At 41.2% G+C, this 21570-nt stretch carries 20 protein-coding genes and 1 riboswitch; of the genes, 9 read left to right on the top strand and 11 right to left on the bottom strand.

Annotated features, from left to right (window positions below):
- Positions 1-6: 6 nt before the first annotated feature.
- The 3 genes from fis to sixA all read right to left on the bottom strand — a co-directional run bounded on the left by fis (position 7) and on the right by sixA (position 2008).
- Positions 7-303, bottom strand: coding sequence for a DNA-binding transcriptional regulator Fis (gene fis / locus DY200_RS01025; RefSeq protein WP_005595953.1), 297 nt, complete (start codon positions 301-303; stop codon positions 7-9).
- A 28-nt stretch (positions 304-331) separates the two neighbouring features.
- Positions 332-1294 carry a tRNA dihydrouridine synthase DusB gene (dusB, locus tag DY200_RS01020; protein ID WP_115586572.1) on the bottom strand — a complete coding sequence of 321 codons (963 nt, stop codon included), beginning with the start codon at positions 1292-1294 and terminating at the stop codon, positions 332-334.
- Between the two features lie 222 nt (positions 1295-1516).
- Positions 1517-2008 (bottom strand): phosphohistidine phosphatase SixA, encoded by a 492-nt coding sequence (sixA, locus tag DY200_RS01015; RefSeq protein WP_115586571.1) that lies wholly within the window; start codon positions 2006-2008, stop codon positions 1517-1519.
- Between the two features lie 131 nt (positions 2009-2139).
- Between sixA and pyk the strand changes: the two genes are divergently transcribed.
- From pyk to tyrA, 4 genes are all read left to right on the top strand, one after another.
- Positions 2140-3579 (top strand): pyruvate kinase, encoded by a 1440-nt coding sequence (gene pyk / locus DY200_RS01010; protein ID WP_115586570.1) that lies wholly within the window; start codon positions 2140-2142, stop codon positions 3577-3579.
- Positions 3580-3666: 87 nt separating this feature from the next.
- Complete coding sequence (locus tag DY200_RS01005; protein WP_115586569.1) at positions 3667-4713, top strand: glycosyltransferase family 9 protein; 1047 nt, start codon at positions 3667-3669, stop codon at positions 4711-4713.
- 41 nt (positions 4714-4754) lie between these two features.
- Positions 4755-5816: a 3-deoxy-7-phosphoheptulonate synthase gene (locus tag DY200_RS01000; protein WP_115586568.1), complete on the top strand. Its 1062-nt coding sequence runs from the start codon at positions 4755-4757 to the stop codon at positions 5814-5816.
- A 113-nt stretch (positions 5817-5929) separates the two neighbouring features.
- On the top strand, positions 5930-7051 hold the full coding sequence (tyrA, locus tag DY200_RS00995) for a bifunctional chorismate mutase/prephenate dehydrogenase (RefSeq protein ID WP_115586567.1): 1122 nt from the start codon (positions 5930-5932) through the stop codon (positions 7049-7051).
- Positions 7052-7155: 104 nt separating this feature from the next.
- Here tyrA and DY200_RS00990 read toward each other — a convergent pair whose 3' ends face one another.
- A complete protein-coding gene (locus DY200_RS00990) occupies positions 7156-8481 on the bottom strand; it encodes an MFS transporter (RefSeq protein ID WP_115586566.1) in 1326 nt (441 codons plus the stop codon).
- 318 nt (positions 8482-8799) lie between these two features.
- On the opposite strand from DY200_RS00990, the gene DY200_RS00985 reads away from it, so the two are divergent.
- Positions 8800-10077, top strand: coding sequence for an NRAMP family divalent metal transporter (locus tag DY200_RS00985; protein ID WP_115586565.1), 1278 nt, complete (start codon positions 8800-8802; stop codon positions 10075-10077).
- An 88-nt stretch (positions 10078-10165) separates the two neighbouring features.
- Here DY200_RS00985 and rnt read toward each other — a convergent pair whose 3' ends face one another.
- Both rnt and gloA read right to left on the bottom strand, forming a co-directional pair.
- Positions 10166-10822, bottom strand: coding sequence for a ribonuclease T (rnt, locus tag DY200_RS00980; protein WP_115586564.1), 657 nt, complete (start codon positions 10820-10822; stop codon positions 10166-10168).
- A gap of 139 nt (positions 10823-10961) precedes the next feature.
- Positions 10962-11369 (bottom strand): lactoylglutathione lyase, encoded by a 408-nt coding sequence (gene gloA, locus DY200_RS00975; RefSeq protein ID WP_115586563.1) that lies wholly within the window; start codon positions 11367-11369, stop codon positions 10962-10964.
- A gap of 92 nt (positions 11370-11461) precedes the next feature.
- Between gloA and DY200_RS00970 the strand changes: the two genes are divergently transcribed.
- The 3 genes from DY200_RS00970 to DY200_RS00960 are packed head-to-tail and all read left to right on the top strand — an operon-like array spanning position 11462 to position 15233.
- Positions 11462-12286: an HI_1241 family integral membrane domain gene (locus tag DY200_RS00970; protein WP_115586562.1), complete on the top strand. Its 825-nt coding sequence runs from the start codon at positions 11462-11464 to the stop codon at positions 12284-12286.
- Positions 12286-15015, top strand: a complete 2730-nt coding sequence (locus DY200_RS00965) for a YdbH family protein (protein WP_115586561.1) — start codon at positions 12286-12288, stop codon at positions 15013-15015. The genes DY200_RS00970 and DY200_RS00965 overlap by 1 nt, the downstream gene beginning before the upstream one ends.
- Positions 15012-15233, top strand: a complete 222-nt coding sequence (locus tag DY200_RS00960) for a YnbE family lipoprotein (protein ID WP_115586560.1) — start codon at positions 15012-15014, stop codon at positions 15231-15233. Before DY200_RS00965 ends, DY200_RS00960 begins: the two co-directional genes overlap by 4 nt.
- A 40-nt stretch (positions 15234-15273) precedes the next feature.
- Here the strand turns inward: DY200_RS00960 and folK are convergent, their stop codons facing one another.
- The 4 genes from folK to thiB form a co-directional block, all read right to left on the bottom strand.
- Entirely contained in the window at positions 15274-15744 is a 471-nt protein-coding gene (folK, locus tag DY200_RS00955; protein WP_115586559.1) for a 2-amino-4-hydroxy-6-hydroxymethyldihydropteridine diphosphokinase, read from the bottom strand.
- A gap of 69 nt (positions 15745-15813) precedes the next feature.
- Positions 15814-17346, bottom strand: coding sequence for a polynucleotide adenylyltransferase PcnB (gene pcnB / locus DY200_RS00950; protein ID WP_115587952.1), 1533 nt, complete (start codon positions 17344-17346; stop codon positions 15814-15816).
- A 147-nt stretch (positions 17347-17493) separates the two neighbouring features.
- Positions 17494-17943 (bottom strand): RNA polymerase-binding protein DksA, encoded by a 450-nt coding sequence (gene dksA, locus DY200_RS00945; protein WP_115586558.1) that lies wholly within the window; start codon positions 17941-17943, stop codon positions 17494-17496.
- Between the two features lie 208 nt (positions 17944-18151).
- Positions 18152-19117, bottom strand: coding sequence for a thiamine ABC transporter substrate binding subunit (gene thiB / locus DY200_RS00940; protein ID WP_115586557.1), 966 nt, complete (start codon positions 19115-19117; stop codon positions 18152-18154).
- Between the two features lie 68 nt (positions 19118-19185).
- Positions 19186-19282: riboswitch (TPP riboswitch) on the bottom strand.
- Positions 19283-19558: 276 nt separating this feature from the next.
- Here thiB and DY200_RS00935 point away from each other — a divergent pair.
- Positions 19559-20545: an amidohydrolase family protein gene (locus DY200_RS00935; protein WP_005595914.1), complete on the top strand. Its 987-nt coding sequence runs from the start codon at positions 19559-19561 to the stop codon at positions 20543-20545.
- Between the two features lie 60 nt (positions 20546-20605).
- Here the strand turns inward: DY200_RS00935 and lpxM are convergent, their stop codons facing one another.
- A complete protein-coding gene (lpxM, locus tag DY200_RS00930; protein ID WP_005616653.1) occupies positions 20606-21562 on the bottom strand; it encodes a lauroyl-Kdo(2)-lipid IV(A) myristoyltransferase in 957 nt (318 codons plus the stop codon).
- Positions 21563-21570: the final 8 nt, after the last annotated feature.

Here is a 21570-nt window from a genome sequence, read left to right as displayed (position 1 = left end):
TAAAAATTAGCCCATACCGTATTTTTTTAATTTTTTACGTAATGTACCACGGTTAATCCCTAACATGGTTGCAGCGCGAGTCTGGTTACCGCGCGTATATTGCATAACCATATCTAACATCGGGTGTTCAATTTCAGATAATACCAACTCATATAATTCCGTCGGATCTTCACCGTTTAATTGAGATAAATAATTTTTTAATGCCGCTTTCACATTGTCACGAAGTGGTTTATTCACTTGTTGTGCTTGAGCATTTAACATTGATACCGTTAATGGGTTTTGTACAGGTTGTTGTTCTAACATTGTCCTCTATCCAACTAAAATAAGGATTCTACCGAATCGATTTCATAAAATCTTCCAATGCGAGTAATTGTTCTTTTGTCGAATCCAACGCATTGAAAGTACGTTTAAAAGTTAAGTCTGGCGACAATTGATCCGCATACCAACCGACATGTTTACGCGCTATACGATAACCTTTTTGTTCACCGTAAAACCGATGAAGATCTTCAATATGTTTAAACATGAGTCGGCATTTTTCATCTAAAGGCAAATCCAAAAGGCGACCATTCTCTAAAAATTGTTCAACTTCCTTAAACAACCAAGGACGACCGAAACTGCCTCTACCGATCATAACCGCATCCGCTTCCGTATAATCTAACACATACTTCGCTTTCTCTGCGGAGGCTATATCGCCGTTAGCAATAATCGGAATAGAAACCGCTTGTTTAACGGCTTTGATACTGTCGTATTCGGCATTACCTTCAAAAAGGCAATGACGCGTACGACCGTGAATCGTTAAAGCGGAGATACCTGCTTTCTCAGCAATTTTGGCAATCTCCAAACAGTTTCTATTTTCCTGATCCCAACCTGTTCTAATTTTTAATGTTACAGGCACATCCACAGCATTAACGACCGCATCTAAAATTTGAGCGACTAATTCGGGTTCACGTAGAAGTGCGGAGCCCGCCATTTTCTTGTTTACCTTTTTAGCCGGACAACCCATATTGATATCAATAATTTGTGCCCCGTACTCAACATTGACTTTCGCCGCCATTGCCATTTCCGTTGGATCCGACCCTGCAATTTGTACGGCATTTATGCCAATCTCTTCATGATGCGCAAGCCTCAAACGAGATTTTTCCGTATGCCATACGTCAGGGTTTGTGGACATCATCTCCGAAAAAGTCAAACTTGCTCCGAGTTTAGTACACAAGCGACGAAAAGGTTGGTCGGTAATACCTGCCATCGGCGCGAGGAAAATACGGTTTTTTAATTCATATTGTCCTATACGCATACTTTTTCTTCCGTAAGTGATTAAATTTAAAACAAATTTAACGAGATAACTATCCAAATAAAAAGTACGGCTAAAAAACCGTACTCTTTAATCAATCTATGTCAGCTTCAGCTGATTTTGAGGTGCGTATGATACGCACTTTTTACATAATTGGGAAGCCTATTTATTGGACAATTTCTAAAAAAATAAAAATAATTTTTTTATCCCCCTAAAACCTATCATTTAAGGATTTTCAATTGCTGAAACTTTACCAAAGTCTGTTTTCCAATCGATTTCCGCAATTACCGCCGGATAAAAATGTACGCTATCTTGGTGTTGCGTCAAACTGACGACCAAATCATATACTAACGGCAAATGCGATACGATTAGAATATTCTTCGCCCCTTCTTCACGTAAGAAATCCAAATAGTTTTTAACGTTCTCCGGATCTCCGCCGGGCGTAACGCCCTCCCAAATTTCTATCGACGAATTTACCAAATTTCGCTTAAAATCGACCGCTTGCATCCCTTCGTTCAAAGCCTCGAAAGTCTGTTGCGCACGCAGATACGGACTCACAATCACTTTATCCGGTACGATACTTTGCTCAAGAAAACGTTTTGCCAACCATTGACCCTGTTTATAAGCCGTTTTTCGCCCGTTTTCCGTTAAAGGGCGCTCGCTATCCGTCGTCGCATTAAACCCGGCTTCACCGTGGCGCATAATCCAAATATTCATAGGAAAACCTCATTACTGTATTTAAACCAACACGATTTAAGCGTATAATACTCTGCGTTTAAGGCGTTAAAATACCGCCGATGAAAAGAATTTTCAATTTCTAAATAATCAATAATTACGGAGTCTAATCAATGTCTAGAAAACTCAGAAGAACAAAAATTGTTTGTACAATGGGTCCAGCTACCGATCGTGGTAATAATTTGGAAAAAGTTATCGCTGCAGGTGCGAATATGGTTCGTATGAACTTCTCGCACGGTGTGCCGGAAGATCATATCGAACGTGCAAATAAAGTGCGTGAAATTGCAGCTAGATTAGGTAAAACCGTAGCGATTTTAGGCGATTTACAAGGTCCTAAAATTCGTGTTTCAACATTTAAAGACGGTAAAATTTTCTTAAATATCGGTGATAAATTTACCTTGGATGCGGATTTACCGCGTGGCGAAGGTCATCAAGATGCGGTCGGTTTAGACTATAAAAATCTACCGAACGACGTCGTACCGGGCGACATTCTTTTATTAGACGACGGTAACGTACAATTAAAAGTACTTTCGGTTGAAGGCGTAAAAGTTCATACGGAAGTAACTGTCGGCGGTCCGTTATCAAATAACAAAGGTATCAACAAATTAGGCGGCGGTTTATCTGCGCCGGCATTAACCGATAAAGATAAAGAAGATATCAAATTAGCAGCTAAAATCGGTGTCGATTACTTAGCGGTATCATTCCCGCAATCAAGTGCAGATTTAGACTATGCGCGTCAATTGGCACGCGAAGCGGGTTTAGATGCGAAAATCGTAGCGAAAGTGGAACGTGCGGAAACCGTTGCAACCGAAGAAGCGATGGATGACATTATTTTAGGTTCTGACGTGGTAATGGTTGCACGTGGCGACTTAGGTGTTGAAATAGGTGATGCGGCGTTAGTCGGCGTACAAAAACGTTTAATTCGTCGTGCGCGTAAATTAAACCGCGTAGTCATTACCGCTACCCAAATGATGGAATCGATGATCAAAAAACCGATGCCGACACGTGCCGAAGTTATGGACGTAGCGAATGCGGTATTAGACGGTACGGATGCGGTAATGCTTTCCGGCGAAACGGCAAACGGCGATTATCCGGTTGAAACGGTTAAATCAATGGCGGAAGTCTGTTTAGGTGCGGAAACGATGCCGAGTATCAACATCTCTCGTCACCGTATGGAAGGTACATTCGCAACGATTGATGAAGCGGTTGCTATGTCTGCGATGTACACAGCCAACCACTTGGAAGGCGTATCTGCGCTTATCGCTTTAACCCACTCGGGCGAAACGGCGAAATTAATGAGTCGTATCAGTTCAGGTTTACCGATTTATGCGTTATCTCGTAATCAACAAGCATTAAATCGTACCGCGCTTTATCGCGGCGTAACACCGGTATTCTATGATGAAGAAAGCCGTACTTTCGAAGGTGCGAAAAAAGCTATCGCTCTATTAAAAGAGAAAGGCTATTTAATGTCCGGCGATTTAGTATTATTAACTCAAGGTGACGAGTTAAAAGAAGGCGGTACGAACACCAGCCGTTTATTAAAAGTTGAATAAGCACTTTTTAATCAGACCAAACCCACGCAAAAGCGTGGGTTTTTACTATTCGCTATCAATGAATTACTTTAAAGATCGCAAATTCTAATGAAAAAACAACCGCTTAATATCTGTATTTTACGTCTGTCCGCCATTGGTGACGTATGCCATACTCTTGCCGTCGTGCAGGCGATTCAACGTCAATATCCCGACGCCAAAATCAGTTGGATTATCGGCAAAACCGAAGCGATGCTAATGCAAGGTTTGGAAAATATCGAGCTGATTCCTTATGATAAAAAAACCGGCTGGAAAGGAATATTTACACTTTGGAAAACATTAGCCAACAAGCGGTTCGATTTTTTGTTAAATATGCAAACCGCTTTTCGTGCTTCAATGATTTCGTTAGGCATTAAAGCGACGAAGAAAATCGGTTTTAACCGAGATCGCGCACGTGAAATGCAGCGGCTTTTTACCAATGAAAAAGTGAAAATGACCGATTCTCCGCACGTTTTGGACGGACAAATGATGTTCGCCAAAGCGATTGGCGTAACGGATTTAACTCCTCACTGGTCATTACCTTTAAGCCAAGCCGATCTGGATTACAGTGCCGCTTTTATTGATAAAACGAAAAAAAATGTACTGATCTCGCCCTGTTCCAGTAAAAAAGAAAAAGACTGGGGAGCGGAACACAATGCGGAAATCGCCAAATGGCTTACCGCTCAAAATATCAATGTGCTTATTGCCGGCTCTCCTTCCGCTTATGAAACGGAAACCGCAGCTAAAATTCAACAACTTGCGCCGAATTGTATCAATATTACCGGGAAAACCAGCTTAAAACAGCTTGCTGCATTAATTAAGCAAGTTGATTTGGTTATCTCGCCGGATACCGGTGCGGCACATATTGCGACTACGCAAGGCACGCCGGTTATCGGCTTATATGCGATTCACAATCCTCGCCGTACTGCGCCTTATAATGATCGGCACAATGTTGTTTCGGTTTATGATCAAGCGGTCTTAGATTATTACGGAAAACCATGGTATGAACTGCCTTGGGCAACCAAAGCCAAGAGTAAATCCGGCGAAAAATTAATGGAACGAATCACTGTCGATGATGTGAAGAAAAAAATAGTTGAAACGCTGGCTGTAAAATTGTAAAGTAACAATGTATTAAAAATTTTACAGAAAAGGAAACAAAAATGAACACCGTAGTTAATCAGGACAGTTTACATAATGTGAATATTATTGACGAGAAAGTATTGCTTACCCCGGCCGAGCTAAAAGCCGAATTACCTTTGCCCGAATATCTACGTAAACAAATTGAAACATCGCGTCGAGAAATCTCGGATATTATCCATAAACGTGATCAGCGTAAATTAATTGTGATTGGTCCTTGTTCTATTCATGATCCGATTGCCGCCATTGAATACGGCAAAAAATTAAAGGCGTTAGCCGATACCGTGTCGGATAAACTTTACATCGTCATGCGTGTATATTTTGAAAAACCGCGTACTACCGTGGGCTGGAAGGGGCTGATTAACGATCCGAAAATTGACGGGACTTTCGATGTCGAAACCGGCTTACGTGTCGGGCGTAAGCTCTGTTTGGACCTCGCCGAATTAGGTTTACCGTTAGCAACCGAAGCACTTGATCCGATGACGCCGCAGTATTTGGCTGATCTCTTCAGTTGGTCGGCAATCGGGGCTCGTACGACAGAGTCACAAACTCACCGAGAATTAGCTTCCGGTTTATCTATGGCAGTCGGTTTTAAAAACGGCACGGACGGCAGCTTATCCGTTGCGATTAATGCGATGCAATCCGCCGCACAAGGTCATAGCTTTATCGGTATCAATCAAAAGGGGCAAGTAAACCTACTGCATACTAAAGGTAATCCGGATAGCCATGTGATTCTTCGCGGCGGTAAAACACCGAATTTTGAAAAGCAATATGTTGAGGAATGTGAAATCGCATTACGTAACGCCGGCTTACCGGAAGCAATTATGATTGACTGTAGCCACGGTAACTCAAATAAAGATTATCGCCGTCAGCCGCTTGTTGCCGAAAATGCGTTAGAACAACTATTAACCGGAAACCGTTCGATTATCGGTTTAATGATCGAAAGCCATTTACATGCCGGTAACCAATCTTCCGATCTGCCTTTCGCTCAAATGCAATACGGCGTATCCATTACCGATGCCTGCATCGATTGGCAAACGACGGAAAATCTATTAACCGATTTCGCTGACAAATTAAGAGCATAATACCGGCCGGAAAGGTTCGACATAACGTGAATAAGCGGACAAAATTTTGCAAAAAAACGTGAAAATTTGCCCGCTTATTTTATGAGTCTTTCGACAGTATCAAGGAAATCTCTATGAATCCACTCAATCCTTTACGAGAAAAAATCGATCAAGTTGATCAACAATTAATTCAACTGTTTGCCGAACGCTTAAAATTAGTTGCCGAAGTTGGAAAAGTTAAATCCGAATACGGTATTCCCGTTTACGCACCGGAACGTGAAACCGCAATGATTGCCGCTCGCCGTCAAGAAGCCGAAAAGCAAGGCGTACCCGCCGATTTAATTGAAGACGTGCTAAGAAGAGTAATGCGAGAGTCCTATGCCAATGAAAACAAACACGGTTTTAAAACAACCAATCCTAATATCAATAAAATAGTAATCGTCGGCGGCAAAGGAAAATTAGGCGGATTATTCGCACGTTTTCTAGCACTTTCCGGCTATCGAGTGGAAACATTAGGCAGTCAAGATTGGAATCAGGCGGAACAAATTCTTGCCGAAACCGATTTGGTTATCGTTTGCGTACCGATAGCTAAAACGTTGGAAACGATTGAACGCCTACAACCGTTTTTAACCGAAAATATGATTTTAGCGGATTTAACCTCCGTTAAAGCACAACCGCTGGAAAAAATGTTGGAAGTACATAGCGGTCCGGTTGTCAGTTTACATCCGATGTTCGGACCGGACATTGCTTCAATGGCGAAACAATTGGTTGCTTGTTGCCACGGACGTTTTTCCGAAAAATACGAATGGTTTATCGAGCAAATTAAAATTTGGGGTGCAAAAATTGAGGTTATCGATGCGCACGAACACGATCATGCAATGACCTATATTCAAGCATTACGCCACTTCTCGACTTTTACTTTCGGTTTGCACTTATCCCGCCAACCGGTCAAATTATCACAGCTTTTGGCACTGTCTTCACCGATTTACCGTTTAGAGTTAGCAATGATCGGACGTTTATTTGCGCAAGACGGCGGTTTATATGCCGATATTATTTCGGATAAACCGGAAAATCTTGCCGTAATCGAATCACTGAAAGACACTTTTGCCACCAGCTTAGAATTCTTCAAAAATAATGATAAAGCCGGCTTTATCCAAGCCTTTGAAGAAGTTCATCATTGGTTCGGCGATTATTCGGAACAATTCTTAAAAGAAAGTCGAATACTACTACAACAAGCAAACGATAATCGTAGATAAAACAAGCGGTCTGATTTTTATTTCTTTTTGCAAAAAAGTATGGAAATTAGACCGCTTGCACAAAGAAAAGGCTCCTAATGGAGCCTTTTGTCTATTTGGATAATTTACGCTTGGGTTAAGTCCAAATCCTTGGTTTCTTTTGACATAAATAACGCAATTAAGGTTAATACCGCATTCACCGCAAGATAAATCCCCACGCCTAAAATACCGTAAGTCGCATTGATTTTAATCGCAAATGTTGCGGCAACTGTTGCACCGACAATTGAAGCGAAATTATAGGCAAGTGATGCACCTGAATAACGTACTTCGGTCGGAAAAAGTTCCGGTAATAATGCCGCCATTGGTCCGAAAGTGAATCCCATTAACGCCATACCGACAACAAGAAAAGCGAATACGGAATATGGTGTGCCGTTTGACAGGAATAGCGGCATTGCTAAACCGAAAATCCCCATCGCAAAAGTTACCCATAGTAAGAAAGTACGGCGTCCCATTTTATCGGCTAAAATCCCTGAAATACTGGTAAAAATACCGAAAATAATCGCACTTAAGAGGAGTAAACCGGTAAAGGTATTCGGTTCAATTCCAAGTCCCATCGGGTGACCGGCTTCAGATAATTTCGCCGGTGTTCTTGAATAAACTTGCGCAAATGCCGTCATAATATAGAACAACACATAAGTTGCCGTCATAATGAAAGTGCCTAAAATCAGCGGTTTCATATGATGTTTAAATACCGCACTCACCGGTGCTTTCTGTGTTTTACCTTTTTCTTCCGCTTCACGGAATACATGGCTTTCATGTAAGGTTAAGCGTACCCATAAACCAACCATCACTAACACCACCGATGAAATAAACGGAATACGCCACGCCCATTCGACTAACGCTTGGTGTCCGAAGAAATAACTGACTAAAAAGAATGAAGCATTTGCGATAAATAAACCGATCGGCGCACCTAATTGCGGAAAAGTACCATACCAAGCACGCTTGCCGTCCGGAGCGTTTTCAGTTGCAACTAATGCCGCGCCGCCCCACTCACCGCCAAGACCTAAACCTTGTCCGACACGGCACAAACAGAGTAATACCGTTGCCCAAATGCCGATATCCGCATACGTCGGTAATAGACCGATACAAACGGTTGAGCCGCCCATTAATAATAATGAAGCGACTAATGTTTTCTTACGGCCAATTTTATCGCCGAAGTGACCGAATAACGCTGAACCGATAGGACGAGCAAAGAAAGCCAAAGCTAAAGTGGAAAGTGAAAGCAGTTCATCCGAAACCGGATCACCGCTTTTGAAGAATTGCGTATTAAAAACTAAAACCGCTGCGGCGGCATAAATGTAGTAATCAAAGAATTCAATTGCTGTCCCCACCATTGAGGCAATTGCAACCTTTTTAGGATCATTCCTTAAATTTTGTGCTGTGTTAGGCATAAATATAAATCTCATTTAATTGTTATAAAAGAGCGAGAATCCTAACAGCTTCAATATACTAGAGCAATAACCTCTCCATCATATCTATTTTTATTAAATTTATAAAATCCTTTTAAATATAAAAAATATAGCATAATCATCTAAATCCATATAGAGTTTATACGATTATGCTTTAACCAAAACATTTTAGCTTACAAAATTTTTATCATTTTTTTCACTAAATAAATTAATCGAAAAAAAGCGATTGTTTTCATTCGAAACTTAAGCATACAATGCAAAAGACCGTACTAAATTTTATACAATAAAGGGAAAGAAAATATGACACAAACACAGCAAATAGAGCCGGCTTCGAACTGGCAATCAAAATTAAAAGCAATGGGACCGGGGATATTAATGGCTTCGGCTGCGGTAGGCGGTTCGCATATTGTTGCTTCAACTCAAGCCGGTGCAATTTACGGTTGGCAATTGGCATTAATCATTATTTTAGCAAATTTATTTAAATACCCGTTTTTCCGTTTCGGCGTGCAATATACGTTAAGTTCGAATAAAACCTTATTAGAAGGCTATCAAGAAAAAGGCAAAATCTACTTGTGGATATTCTTTATTCTTAACGTGATTGCGGCAATGATCAACACTGCGGCGGTAGGTATTGTAACGGCGGCAATTTTAAAATTTATCTTCTCGGCACTCGGCATCCAATTTGATCTAAGTATTCCGGTTGCCAGTACCGTTATTATCGCGGTTACTTGGGGCATTCTGTTATTAGGTAAATATCGCTTTTTAGATACCCTTTCTAAAGGCATTATGATTGCGCTAACGGTTTCCACCGTAACCGCTGTAATTGTAGCGGCGTCAAAAGGAGGCGTACAAGTTGCGCCTGATTTTATTGAACCGAGTCCTTGGAATTTGGCTTCACTCGGTTTTATTGTAGCATTGATGGGCTGGATGCCGGCGCCGATTGAGATTTCTGCAATCAATTCAATGTGGGTGGTAGCAAAACGTCGTTTAAACAAAGTGAGCTATGAAGACGGTATTTTTGATTTCAATGTCGGTTTTATCGGTACGGCAATTCTTGCCTTAGTATTCTTGGCGTTAGGCGCATTAGTTCAATACGGTTCGGGTGAAGCGGTTGAACAGGCGGGTGTAAAATATATTGCACAGCTCATTAAAATGTATGCGTTTGCTATCGGTGATTGGTCTAAATTGTTGATAGCATTAATTGCTTTTATGTGTATGTTCGGCACAACGATTACCGTAATTGACGGTTACTCACGAGCAAATAATGAAGCGTTACGTTTATTACTTAATAAAAAAGAAAGCTCTGTAGCCAGTTTAAGTGTTTGGATGACGGTTACATCTGCAATCGGTATTCTTATCATCTCGGTATTTATGAGCGATGTGGCGAAAATGCTTTCGTTTGCGATGATTTGTTCGTTTGTTTCAACCCCAGTGTTTGCTGCATTGAATCTTTCACTCGTATTAAAAGGTGAGCATAAAGTAAAAGGCGGTTTATTTTGGTTATCTATTGTCGGTTTAATTTACCTTACCGCTTTCACACTATTATTTATTGCGTATGAGTTAGGTATGTTGTCTTAGTTAGACTAGCTGGAAATATACAAGCGGTCTATTTTCCCGACTTTTTTGCAAAAAAATCAGGAAAATAGACCGCTTATTTTTACTCAAATTATACTTCTGATGAGTTATCACTTATGAGCGGAAAACCGCCGAGGTCTTTTAAGCGATTTACCATTGCACAGAATAACTCTGTAGTTTTTTCCGTATCATATAAGGCAGAATGCGCCTGTTTACCGTCAAACGGAATTTTTGCCATTTGGCAGGCTTTGACTAAGACGGTTTGCCCGTACATAAAACCGGCAAGCGTTGCGGTATCAAACATTGCAAACGGATGGAACGGATCACGCTTCGCATTGATACGCTTTACCGCCGCTTGTACGAACGCCTGATCGAAAGTCGCATTGTGCGCCACAATCACCGCGCGCTGGCAACCTTGCTCTTTCATTGCACGGCGTACCATTTTAAACATTTCGGGAATCGCAATATTTTCCGGCACCGCACCGCGCAACGGGTTATCAATATCAATGCCGTTAAATTTTAGCGAATCGGGATTGATATTCGCCCCTTCAAACGGCTGAATATGAAAATGGCATTTTTGATCCGGCACCAAATAACCGTTCTCATCCATTTTGACCGTGATTGCCGCCAGTTCCAATAAAGCGTCGGTTTGCGCATTCAATCCGGCGGTTTCCACATCAATAATGACCGGTAAATAGCCGCGAAAACGATTTTTTAAGAAATTATAGTCTGTTACTTGTTCTGTCATTGTCTGTTCATTACGGACAATCTCTATCCGTCTAAAGAAAAAGCGGTCGGATTTTAAAGAGAATTTGCAAAATTTCCTCAAAATTTGACCGCTTACGCCATAAAAATAGTTAGGGATTTCTATTTTTCGGCAAATATGATTAGTTACCTAATGCAGCCTGTGCATTTTTATTTTCGATAAACTCGATTTTATAACCGTCCGGATCTTCGGCAAACGCGATGACCGTTTTTCCGCCTAATACCGGACCCGGCTCACGCGTAATTTTACCGCCCGCCGCACGTACGCTTTCGATCGTTGCATAAATGTCATCCACGCCTAACGCCACGTGACCGAATGCCGTACCTAACTCATAACTTTCTACGCCCCAGTTATAAGTTAATTCGATTACCGCACTTTCACTTTCGTCCGCATAACCGACGAATGCTAATGAATATTTATATTGAGGGTTTTCGCTGGTACGAAGTAAACGCATACCTAATACTTCGGTATAAAATTTAATTGAACGATCTAAGTCGCCCACACGTAACATAGTATGTAAAATTCGCATAGTTCATTCCTTATTTAAGTTAAAAAACTGCGTGTATTATGGCATAATTCCACATCAAAATCATTTTCCAATTTAGCTTATCCGTTTAATTTATGTCACACGATCACAATTCCGAAAAAAAATATGACGTTGCCACACACGCACTTTTACCAATGGTATTAATGCTGTTTGTGCAAATGTTTCTTAATCACTATTTTGCCCCGCAAAACGCTATTTTTATTTCGCCGTATTTGCTCGCTTTTTTCATTACTAACCTCATTATCTTTTTTGTGTTATGGAAAGGGGAAATTTGCCCGGGACAAACCGGTAGGCTGTTGTTTGTCTTGAAATTTTTTATGCTGTTTTCTCTCGGCAATTTTATTTATTCAATCGGCTTTACGCCGAAACATAACCCAATGGCACTTACCGGCGTGGCATCTTTGATGCTCGGTCTTTTTTATTGGTTGTTTACCGCCCGTGAAAAACCGATAAATACGTTAATTTACTGTGCTTTCGGTATTCTGGCAGTCGGTATGATTCAGTATTTAGCCATTTACTGGATTGAACTTCCGTCTTTGTTTAACGGGATTCGAGCGAATAATTTCGCTCAACTGTTACTCGGTATTTTACTTGCCGGTTGGTATTTAATGTTGGCGAAAAGTCGTCTTGACGTCTTTTTTAAATTATTAGTACAGCTTGCACTTATCGTATTGGTATTCAATTATTTGTGGAGTGCTTTCGTACTTTACCAACAATTGCAAATTATGCCGGATACGGCGTTATTGCCTTATGCGCTTTATTTTATCGTGCAATTTGTGATTTTCGCATTGCTCGCTTGGCTATTACTCGGCAAAGGCGAAAAACAAATTAAAAATCCGCTCGGTTGGACGTTAGCCACTTTATTGGCAATGCTTTATCCGTTCACTAATATGATCTAATGCTAAAACGCGGCTTACTTGTTATCGGGATTTTGGTTGCACTGCTGATTGTCGGCGGTGCGACACTGCTTTCAGGTAAGCAACTTGCCACGCTAACCAATTGGTTTCTGCCGGACGGCTGGCAAATTCAAACGCCCGCCGGCGGCATTCAAGCGAATTTGGACAATGCAAATTTAGCGCAATTTTCTCTCGCTTATCAAAATTGTCCCTTAATTACCGTCGATAATCTTGCCATGCATTGGCAGAGTAAAAATCGTGTATCGTTAGATACAGCGATACTGGATTATCAATGTTTAAGCCGCTTACCCGTCTCGGATAAATCGTCATCCGCCTTTTCTCTTACGCCGATTTTAGCGTTGTTACCGGAAGGCGAAGCGGAAATTAAAGCGTTACATTGGAGAAATTTGCCCGATGATTTGCATCCTCGTTTAGCGCAATTGCTAACTACGCCAAGCTACGGCAAATTTACCTTTTTTCAGCAAAAATTGACCGCTTCCGTCCGCCAACAAGCGGTCGAATTAACTGCGGAATTTGCCAACCAAACCCTTTCCGGCAATCTAAGCTATCAACCGAGCGAACGGGAAAAACACAATCTACTGTTTTCCACCCACTTGAACCAGAAAGATTTACTTGCGATTCCGTCACAATTTGAAGGCGATTATCATTGGATTCTACCGAAAGAAATGATCGCAAATGAAGTGATTCGAGAAGGCAGCTCTTTACTTAGTTGGCAAACCGATGAACAAAATCACTTGATCGGCGATTGGGCTTTCGCCTCCGAAACGGCGCCGCAAAATCGTTTAAATTTTCCATTCCGTTTTGATGGACAAACCCTTGAAATTAAACAGGGTAAATTCTATTGGGATTGGTTGGAAGACTTTCCGCTACAAGGTTTTATCAATGCCAAACTCACACCGAACAGCTTTGCAAACGGCGATTATTACCCGCTCAAAACCTATCTCCGTTTTAACTTGTTATCACAAAGTAAAACCGCCGGTAAGGGGAATATCGTGTTGGAAAGCCGTGACGGCGAATTGCAAGCCGACGGCTTAAATATGCCGTTTCAAATTACCGGTAACGTGAAATATGACGATTTTATTTTGTACAGCACCGTGCCGGTGGCATTTAGCGGTAAATTTAATGATCTGAATGTCAAGTTTCAGCCTAAGTCATTATTACGTTTAGTCGGTAAACAACGCTTACTGGCAATCCACGATTTACGTTTCCCGCTTGCCGGTATTCAGATTAACAAATATGGGGTAAACGGGCGGTTGCATGCGGTATTCAAAGGCGAAAGCCCCGATTTTAAAAATATCAATCTACATCTGGACGGTTTTGCGAAGCACTTCAAAATCGGACAATTAGACTTTTTTGAAGATGCGCCGGATAACAATGCGGTCAAAGATCTGTGGCAATGGAAAGTTTGGGGCGATACCAATATCCATACGATCGCCGGTAAACTTAAGATCAGCGGACGGGGCGATTGGCATCGGAATTTAGTCCGACTCAACGAATTAAACGGCGAATTAGGCAAAATTCATCAACAAGGCGTCTATATACCCAAAACCGAATTAAGCTTGCTTGAGCCAGTTAAATTCGCCTATCAAAAATGGCAATTGGACGGCGGCGTCCAAATTAAATCGCCGGAAATGCGTTTTGATTACGGCGGTATCATTCCCTCGCCGTCGGCAAAATTACAAGTAAACGGCGAAATTGAAAACCTAAATTTAAAAGGCGAGCTACAAGGGGATAAAATCGAACCGCTTAAATTATTCGCTCGTCGTAAATTGACTAAAACCGCAAGCGAACTCATCGGGCGATTATACTGGAAAGAACAATCTGCAAAAGTATTCCAACCGTTAATTCCGTTTCGCCAACATTGGCTGATTACCGACGGTACGGTACGAGGCGAAACCGCTTTTAGTGCCAGTGCGGAAAAAGGTATTATTGCCGGCGGGCATTTTGCTATTCGTAATGCCGCACTTTCCATGCCGAACGGTGAAGCGAAAGCGATTGAATTTAACCTGCCCTACCGCTTACAGGATAACGAGTTTGATTTTGGTCTGAAGCAGCCTATCGATTTAAAAATCGGGCAACTGAATATTGGTTTACCGATTGAGAATATTCATGTAAAAGTGTTCGGGCATTATCCTTATAGCCGTCACAAGCCGTTAATGCTCAAACAACTTTCGATGAATTTATTGGACGGTACATTGAGCGTCGAGCAATTTGCCTTACCGCAAACCCAAATTGCCTATCTAAAATTAGCGAATATCAATTTCGAACGTATTCTCGAATTGGTGCAATATCAACAAATTGAGCTAAAAGGCAAAGCTAATGCCACCTTACCGTTTTGGTTGGAAGGTAAACCGTGCTATGTATGTGACGGCTTACTGACTCAAGCTGTGGAATCTAATTTAAAAATTCAGCCCGAATTAATGAAAGCGATTTCACAAACCAGCGGCTATTCCGAACGATTATTGCTCTATTTGCTGAATGATACCAAAATTACCGATTTACGCAGCTTGATGAATGTTGGATCAAGTGGCGAAATGATATTGGACGCCAAATTAAAAATGCGGCTAAATCAGCAAGAAAAAGCTAAAATTAACTTTAATTATCATCATAAAGAGAATATTTTTAACCTCTGGCATATGATCAATTCAGGTTCTTATGTCGAGCAAAATATTGAAAATTCGATTTACCAGCAGTTAGATAAAAGAAAATGAGAAAAAGCCTACTTTTTGCAATTTTTTGCCTAAATTTGACCGCTTGTACCCCTAAAGTACAGCTTGAAACGCCGGCGGAAGGAATTACGATTAATATGAATGTGGTGGTTGATCATCGCATTGATGTGAAATTCGATGAAAAATCTCGTGCCGTATTGCAAACCTCGGATAATAAAGCGGCGAAATCGGAAGCTGTGGTCGAAACACCGATAAAATAATACGTATAAAAAATGCACGGAATATCCCGTGCATTTGTAATTAGAACGTCATCATTTGATGATGTTTAAACTGTTGGTAAATTTCCGCTAATTTTTCACCGCTTGGCAGCACTAAATCGGGGGTAAGATCATACATCGGTACAATCACAAACTCACGATTTTTCATTTCAATATGCGGCACGATTAAACGCTCGTTTTGAATCTGTTCATCGCCGTATAAGATAATATCCAAATCCAGCGTACGTTCTCCCCAGCGGCGAACTCTGACTCGCCCTTGCGCATTCTCGATACTCTGTAATTTATCAAGTAATGCCAATGCGCTTAAATCCGTTTCAAATTTTGCCACCGCATTCACGTAATCCGGCTGATCTTGCGGCCCGACCGGCTTACTGCCGTAGAACGGACTAACTTCAAAATTGGTCGCAAATGTTTTCAAAGATTCAACCGCTTGTTTCAGCTGTTCAAGCGGATTATCCAAATTGGAACCTAAAGCGATATAAACCGTTTTCATCCTACTCTCCGTTTCCGTCAATTTAACTAAAAGAAAAGGCACAAGCTCTCACTTGCGCCATATTTCAATTTATTCCGCCGAAACTTTCTTTACCGGCTTTCTCTTTCTAAACGTTTTACGACGACGTTTTTTCTTTTCTTCGCCTGCAAAATTCGGCAAATTTCTAACCGCTTTGAGCATTTCCATACGTTGGGTATCATTACTAAATTGGTATTCGTGCCACCATGCCGAAAGCTCGACTAAATCGCCGCCCTCAATCTCGGCACGCATTACTAATAAATCAAAACCCGCACGGAATTTTACGTGTTCCAACGTCTGCTGCGGACGTTTGCCCGAACGTTTGGCCATTTGGAATTGTAACGCCCAAATATCGCGAATGACAGATGTATGACGGCGATGTAACGCAATCGCTTTACAACTTTCCGCTAATACATCATTCGCCGCTAACATCATTGCGTCATGACTGTTTAAACCGCCCTCATTTTTAAGCAGTTCCATTTTCTCTCGCAACGGATACCATAGTAATGCAGCGAATAAAAATGCCGGATTTACCCGTAAATTATCACGAATACGCTCATCGGTCGAATTCAGCGCTTTACTTAACATACGCTCCGCATTCGAATCGTTACGTTCGGTAAAAAACGGCGTAAGTACCGGAAATAACTGCTCGAATAAGCCGTATTGACGCATTAATTGATAGGTTTTAAAACCTTGTCCCGATTGAAATAATTTCAACGATTCGTCAAATAAACGCGCCGCCGGAATGTTTTTCAATAAATGCGCCAATTCACGAATCGGCGTATCGCTCGGTTTATCCAAAAACATATCCAATTTTGCCATAAAACGAACCGCGCGTAACATTCGTACCGGATCTTCTTGATAACGCACCACCGGATCACCGATCAAACGCAGTTTTCCCGCTTTCAGATCCGCAATACCGTCGAAGAAGTCGAAAATCAAGTTATGTTTCGGATCATAATAGAGCGAATTCACGCTAAAATCACGGCGTTGCGCATCTTCGCGTAAGGTGCCGTACACATTATCACGCAATAACATTCCTTCTTCACTGACTTTAGAAATCTTATCGCTGCTATGGCTGGCGTGATCCGCTCGGAAAGTCGCCACTTCATAAATATCACGGCCGAAAACGATATGCGCTAAACGGAAACGACGTCCGATTAAACGGCATTGACGCCCGAAGATTTTTTGAATTTCTTCCGGTTTTGCGTTGGTTGCCACGTCAAAATCTTTCGGTTTATGACCCAACAATAAATCTCGAATACAACCGCCGACTACATAAGCCTCAAAACCGGCACGCTGTAATTTTTCAACAATCGCTAACGCATTTTTAGGAAAAGCTTTCGGTGTAATATCATAGTGTCCGGCATTTACAGTAAATTTTTTGTGCAATAAATGAGAAGGGAGATCCGAATTTTTTTTCGATTTCTTAGCAGAACGTTCGGGCTGTTCACTAAAGTTAGCAACAGGACGTTTGGATTTAGATTGTGCCTCTACCGCTTTAATTCTTCTTTCTTGCTTAACATTAAGCGTTTCTTGTTCTACAAGCGGTTGTTTTTTTGTTTTTTTTTGTCGAGAAAACAACGACTTAATATAGTTAAAAATAATCCACCTCGAGGGAATAAAATTAATCGATTGATAACCGGCAATCCTTAAATAAGCATAAAATAAAAATAATGGACAATGTAACATTGTCCATACTCATTGCCGTTTATCCATTCTTAATTAAGCTTATAAGCCCATTTGCTTTTCACGGATCTCTGCAAGGGTTTTACAGTCGATACACATATCCGCCGTCGGGCGAGCTTCTAAACGGCGTAAACCGATTTCGACACCGCAAGTTTCGCAGTAACCGTATTCATCTTCGGCAATACTATTTAACGTTTGCTCGATTTTTTTAAGCAACTTACGCTCACGATCACGGTTTCTTAATTCAAGACTGAATTCTTCTTCCTGAGTGGCACGATCCGCAGGATCAGCAAAATTAGCGACTTCTTCCTGCATTTGGTTTTTTGTACGCTCAGCTTCGTCCATAATCTGCACATGCCATGCACGAAGAATTTTACGAAAATGCTCTTTTTGGGCATCATTCATATATTCTTCGTCTTTTTTCGGTTGGTAAGGTGTTACGCCTGCTAAAGCTAATAAACCTAATGAAGTGGTGCTTGCCACTTGAGACATAATTTCACTCCTTGTTGGATGAGATCATCCTAAATTCAGTATAAATTCAAACTAAAATTTTTACGCTAATTCGAAAGGGCGTATAAATAGCAAATGTAATCCCTTTTGGCAATTAGATTTTGCAAAAATTTTTATAATTTTCACCGCTTAGCAGACAAGAAAAATGGCTAAAGATTCCTTTAGCCATGAAAAAATATTCATAATTATTTTATTGCCAACTTTTTGTCCAAGTCGCCAACCACGTCTTCACTTGCGTTGCATCAGGCATTTTAAACGCTAACGGCTTATAATCCGGCAACTTATCAAATACAGAATCGGGAACTGATCCAACCACTGGTTTCATTACATTATGATAAGAAATTACTTTCTGCGCTTCGGGCTGATGTAAGAAAGCTAAAAATTGCTTAGCCAATACTTTTTGCTTACTGCCGTTTAAAATAGCGGCAACTTCCGTTTGAACCAAATGCCCTTCGCTAAATTGGGCGGCAACATATTTATCGGTTTTATCATGCCATTGATGATAAAGCGGAGAGGTTGAATAGCTCAAGACTAAATCCGATTCCCCTTTTAAAAAGGCACTATAAGTTTCCGACCAGCCTTTCCCTACCGTAACGGTATGTTTCGCTAACATTTTCCATGCTTGCTCGGCTTGCTCGCCATATACCGTATTTAGCCAAAATAATAAGCCGCGTCCAACCGTACTGGTACGAGGGTCTTGATAAATCACTTTTAAATCTTGACGTTCGACTAATTCTTTTAATGATTTCGGCGGATTTGCCAATTTTTCTTTATCATAAACAAACGCATACTCGCTATAATCATACGGATAAAACGTTTTGTTCTGCCAATTTAATGAAGACACGGTTAAATCGTGTGCGGCAAACAAACCGGTTTTTTCCGCTTCCGCCATCGTGAAATTATCAATGCCCAACATTACGTCCGCTTTTGTTTTTTTTCCTTCCAAACGAATACGGTTTAGCATAGTAATACCGTCTTTAAACGGCATAAATTTCACGTCACATTGGCATTGCGCTTCAAATAAGGGTTCTAATTTAGGAGCAGGTCCCCAATCCGATGAAAACGAATCGTAAGTATAAACGACTAAAGTAGGTTGTTGCGCATAAGCGACACCGGTAACGAAAGCCGATAATGCGGCTATTTTGGCGAGTTTCATAGATGTCCTTCTAAATTCGGATAATATAGAAGGATTTGAGCGAAATATACTTTTTCTGTAAGAAAATAGAATCAAAGTATCTCAAATCCCTACGCTGATACTAATCAGATCAGGTTCTACGGGTATGGTATTTCTCAGCTTCGTAAAGCACCCCAATGAGAACGAATCAATTGTAAGTCAAGCGTAAACATAATGCAAATTCAAAAGGCAAACGTTTGCTTTCTTCCGATAAAAGGACTATACTATAGTCCTAGTGCCAGAAAGGAACTAGATAGATTTATATGCAATACTTTACAACATACTTAAACACTCATTTAGGCCAAACATCATATCGCTATGGTGCTTGGCTCTTTTTTTGGCATTTCAATTTTTAACAGATCTCCTCGCTAGAGATCTTTTTTTTACCTAAATTAAACAAGTCGTAAAGAGGAATAAATTAACATGAGCCAATTAATTCGTACGCTTAAAAGCCATATTCGTGACGAAATTATTAAAAAAGGCGGTTGGGTAAATTCTCATGCCCATGCTGACCGCGCATTTACTATGACGCCGGAAAAAATTGCGATTTATCAAAATGCCAACCTTCAGCAAAAATGGGACTTAGTGGATGAAGTGAAACGTAACTCGACGGTTGATGACTATTACCGTCGTTTTTCTCAAGCTATCGAATTGATGATTTCACAAGGGGTAACCGCATTCGGTACTTTTGTGGATATCGACGGCGTATGTGAAGACCGTGCGATTATCGCCGCACACAAAGCGCGCGAAGTATATAAAAGTGATATCGCTTTAAAATTTGCCAACCAAACTTTAAAAGGGGTTATCGAGCCTACCGCTAAAAAATGGTTTGATATCGGTTCCGAAATGGTGGATATGATCGGCGGTTTACCTTATCGCGACGAATTGGATTACGGCAAAGGCTTGGAAGCGATGGACATCTTAATGGATAAAGCCAAATCGCTCGGTAAAATGTTACACGTGCATGTGGACCAATTTAACACGCCGAAAGAAAAAGAAACCGAACAATTATGCGATAAGGCGATTGAACACGGTATGCAAGGTCGAGTGGTTGCGATTCACGGTATTTCTATCGGTGCGCATCCGAAAGAATACCGCAAAATGCTCTACCAAAAAATGCGCGATTCGCAAATGATGGTTATCGCTTGCCCGATGGCGTGGATTGATAGCGGCCGTAAAGAAGACTTACAACCGTTCCACAACGCACTTACACCGGCGGACGAGTTAATTCCGGAAGGCATTACCGTAGCAATCGGTACCGATAATATCTGTGACTATATGGTGCCGTTATGTGAAGGCGATATGTGGCAAGAACTGAGCTTACTTTCAGCCGGTTGCCGTTTTACCAACTTAGAGGAAATGGCGAATATCGCTTCAATTAACGGCAGAAAAGTATTAGGTTTACTCTAACCCTCTCATACGACAAAAAAACCGAGCGAAAACGCTCGGTTTTTTTATCATCGTTCAATACTAGCGTTTATAAATATCCTCGCCGTTTCGGCGGGTTTTGAGTAAACGTAAAATCCATACGTATTGCTCCGGATTTTTCGTCACAAAATACTCAATCACTTTATTCATTTCTCGGGCGGATTGCACCGGGTCACCGGAAAATTCCAACGCCGGCAAAATTTCCATTTGATATAGGCTCTTTTCCGCATTGTAAATCGGAAACATCGGAATCACTTCCGCATTAGCGACACGAGCCATTTTATTCAGCCCCGGTAGGGTGGCTTTTTCCGTCGCAAAGAAATCGGCATAAACGCTTAATTCTTCGCCGAAATCCTCGTCAGGTAAAAAATAGCCCATATTTCCTTTACGCACATCGTTTAGAAACGGTTTAATACCGTTTTGGCGTGTATGCATTTTTCCGCCGAAACGTTCGCGCGTTGCATTCCAAAGCCAATCAACCAATGCGTTTCGGTGAGGGTTGTACATTGAAACCATTGGCATTCCGTGCGTATGCAGAATAATACCTGAAGCGTCAATCGCCCACGTATGCGGCACAAGCAAAATAATATTCTTACCGTCTTGTTTAGCTTGTTGCAGATGCGCTAAACCTAAAAATTCACTACGCCGTTGTAAATGTTTTACCGAACGAATTGCGATTTCACCAATCCCCAGCATAGTTTGTGCTACGGTAATAAACATTCGCTCAATCACTTGTTCACGCTGCTGTTCGGACCAATTCGGAAAGCAATAACGTAAGTTTGTATCCGCACGATGATATTGCTTTTTGCCTTTTTTCTTTAAGTAATTTTTGACTACTCTTCCGACAAAAACGGCTAATTTATCACGTAAACGAGCCGGCACATAAGCCAAAACGACCAGCGCCAAAACACCAAGCCATACGCCCCAATATTTCGGATACAAAAATTCCTTTAAAAATTTATGTTCATACCCTTCTCGGGCTGTAATTCGTTCTGCCATTCGGTTCT

Source organism: Actinobacillus lignieresii, assembly GCF_900444945.1.
Taxonomy (GTDB): domain Bacteria; phylum Pseudomonadota; class Gammaproteobacteria; order Enterobacterales; family Pasteurellaceae; genus Actinobacillus; species Actinobacillus lignieresii.
The sequence above is the reverse complement of the archived record's forward strand: the minus strand, read 5'-3'. Positions and strand labels throughout refer to the sequence as shown.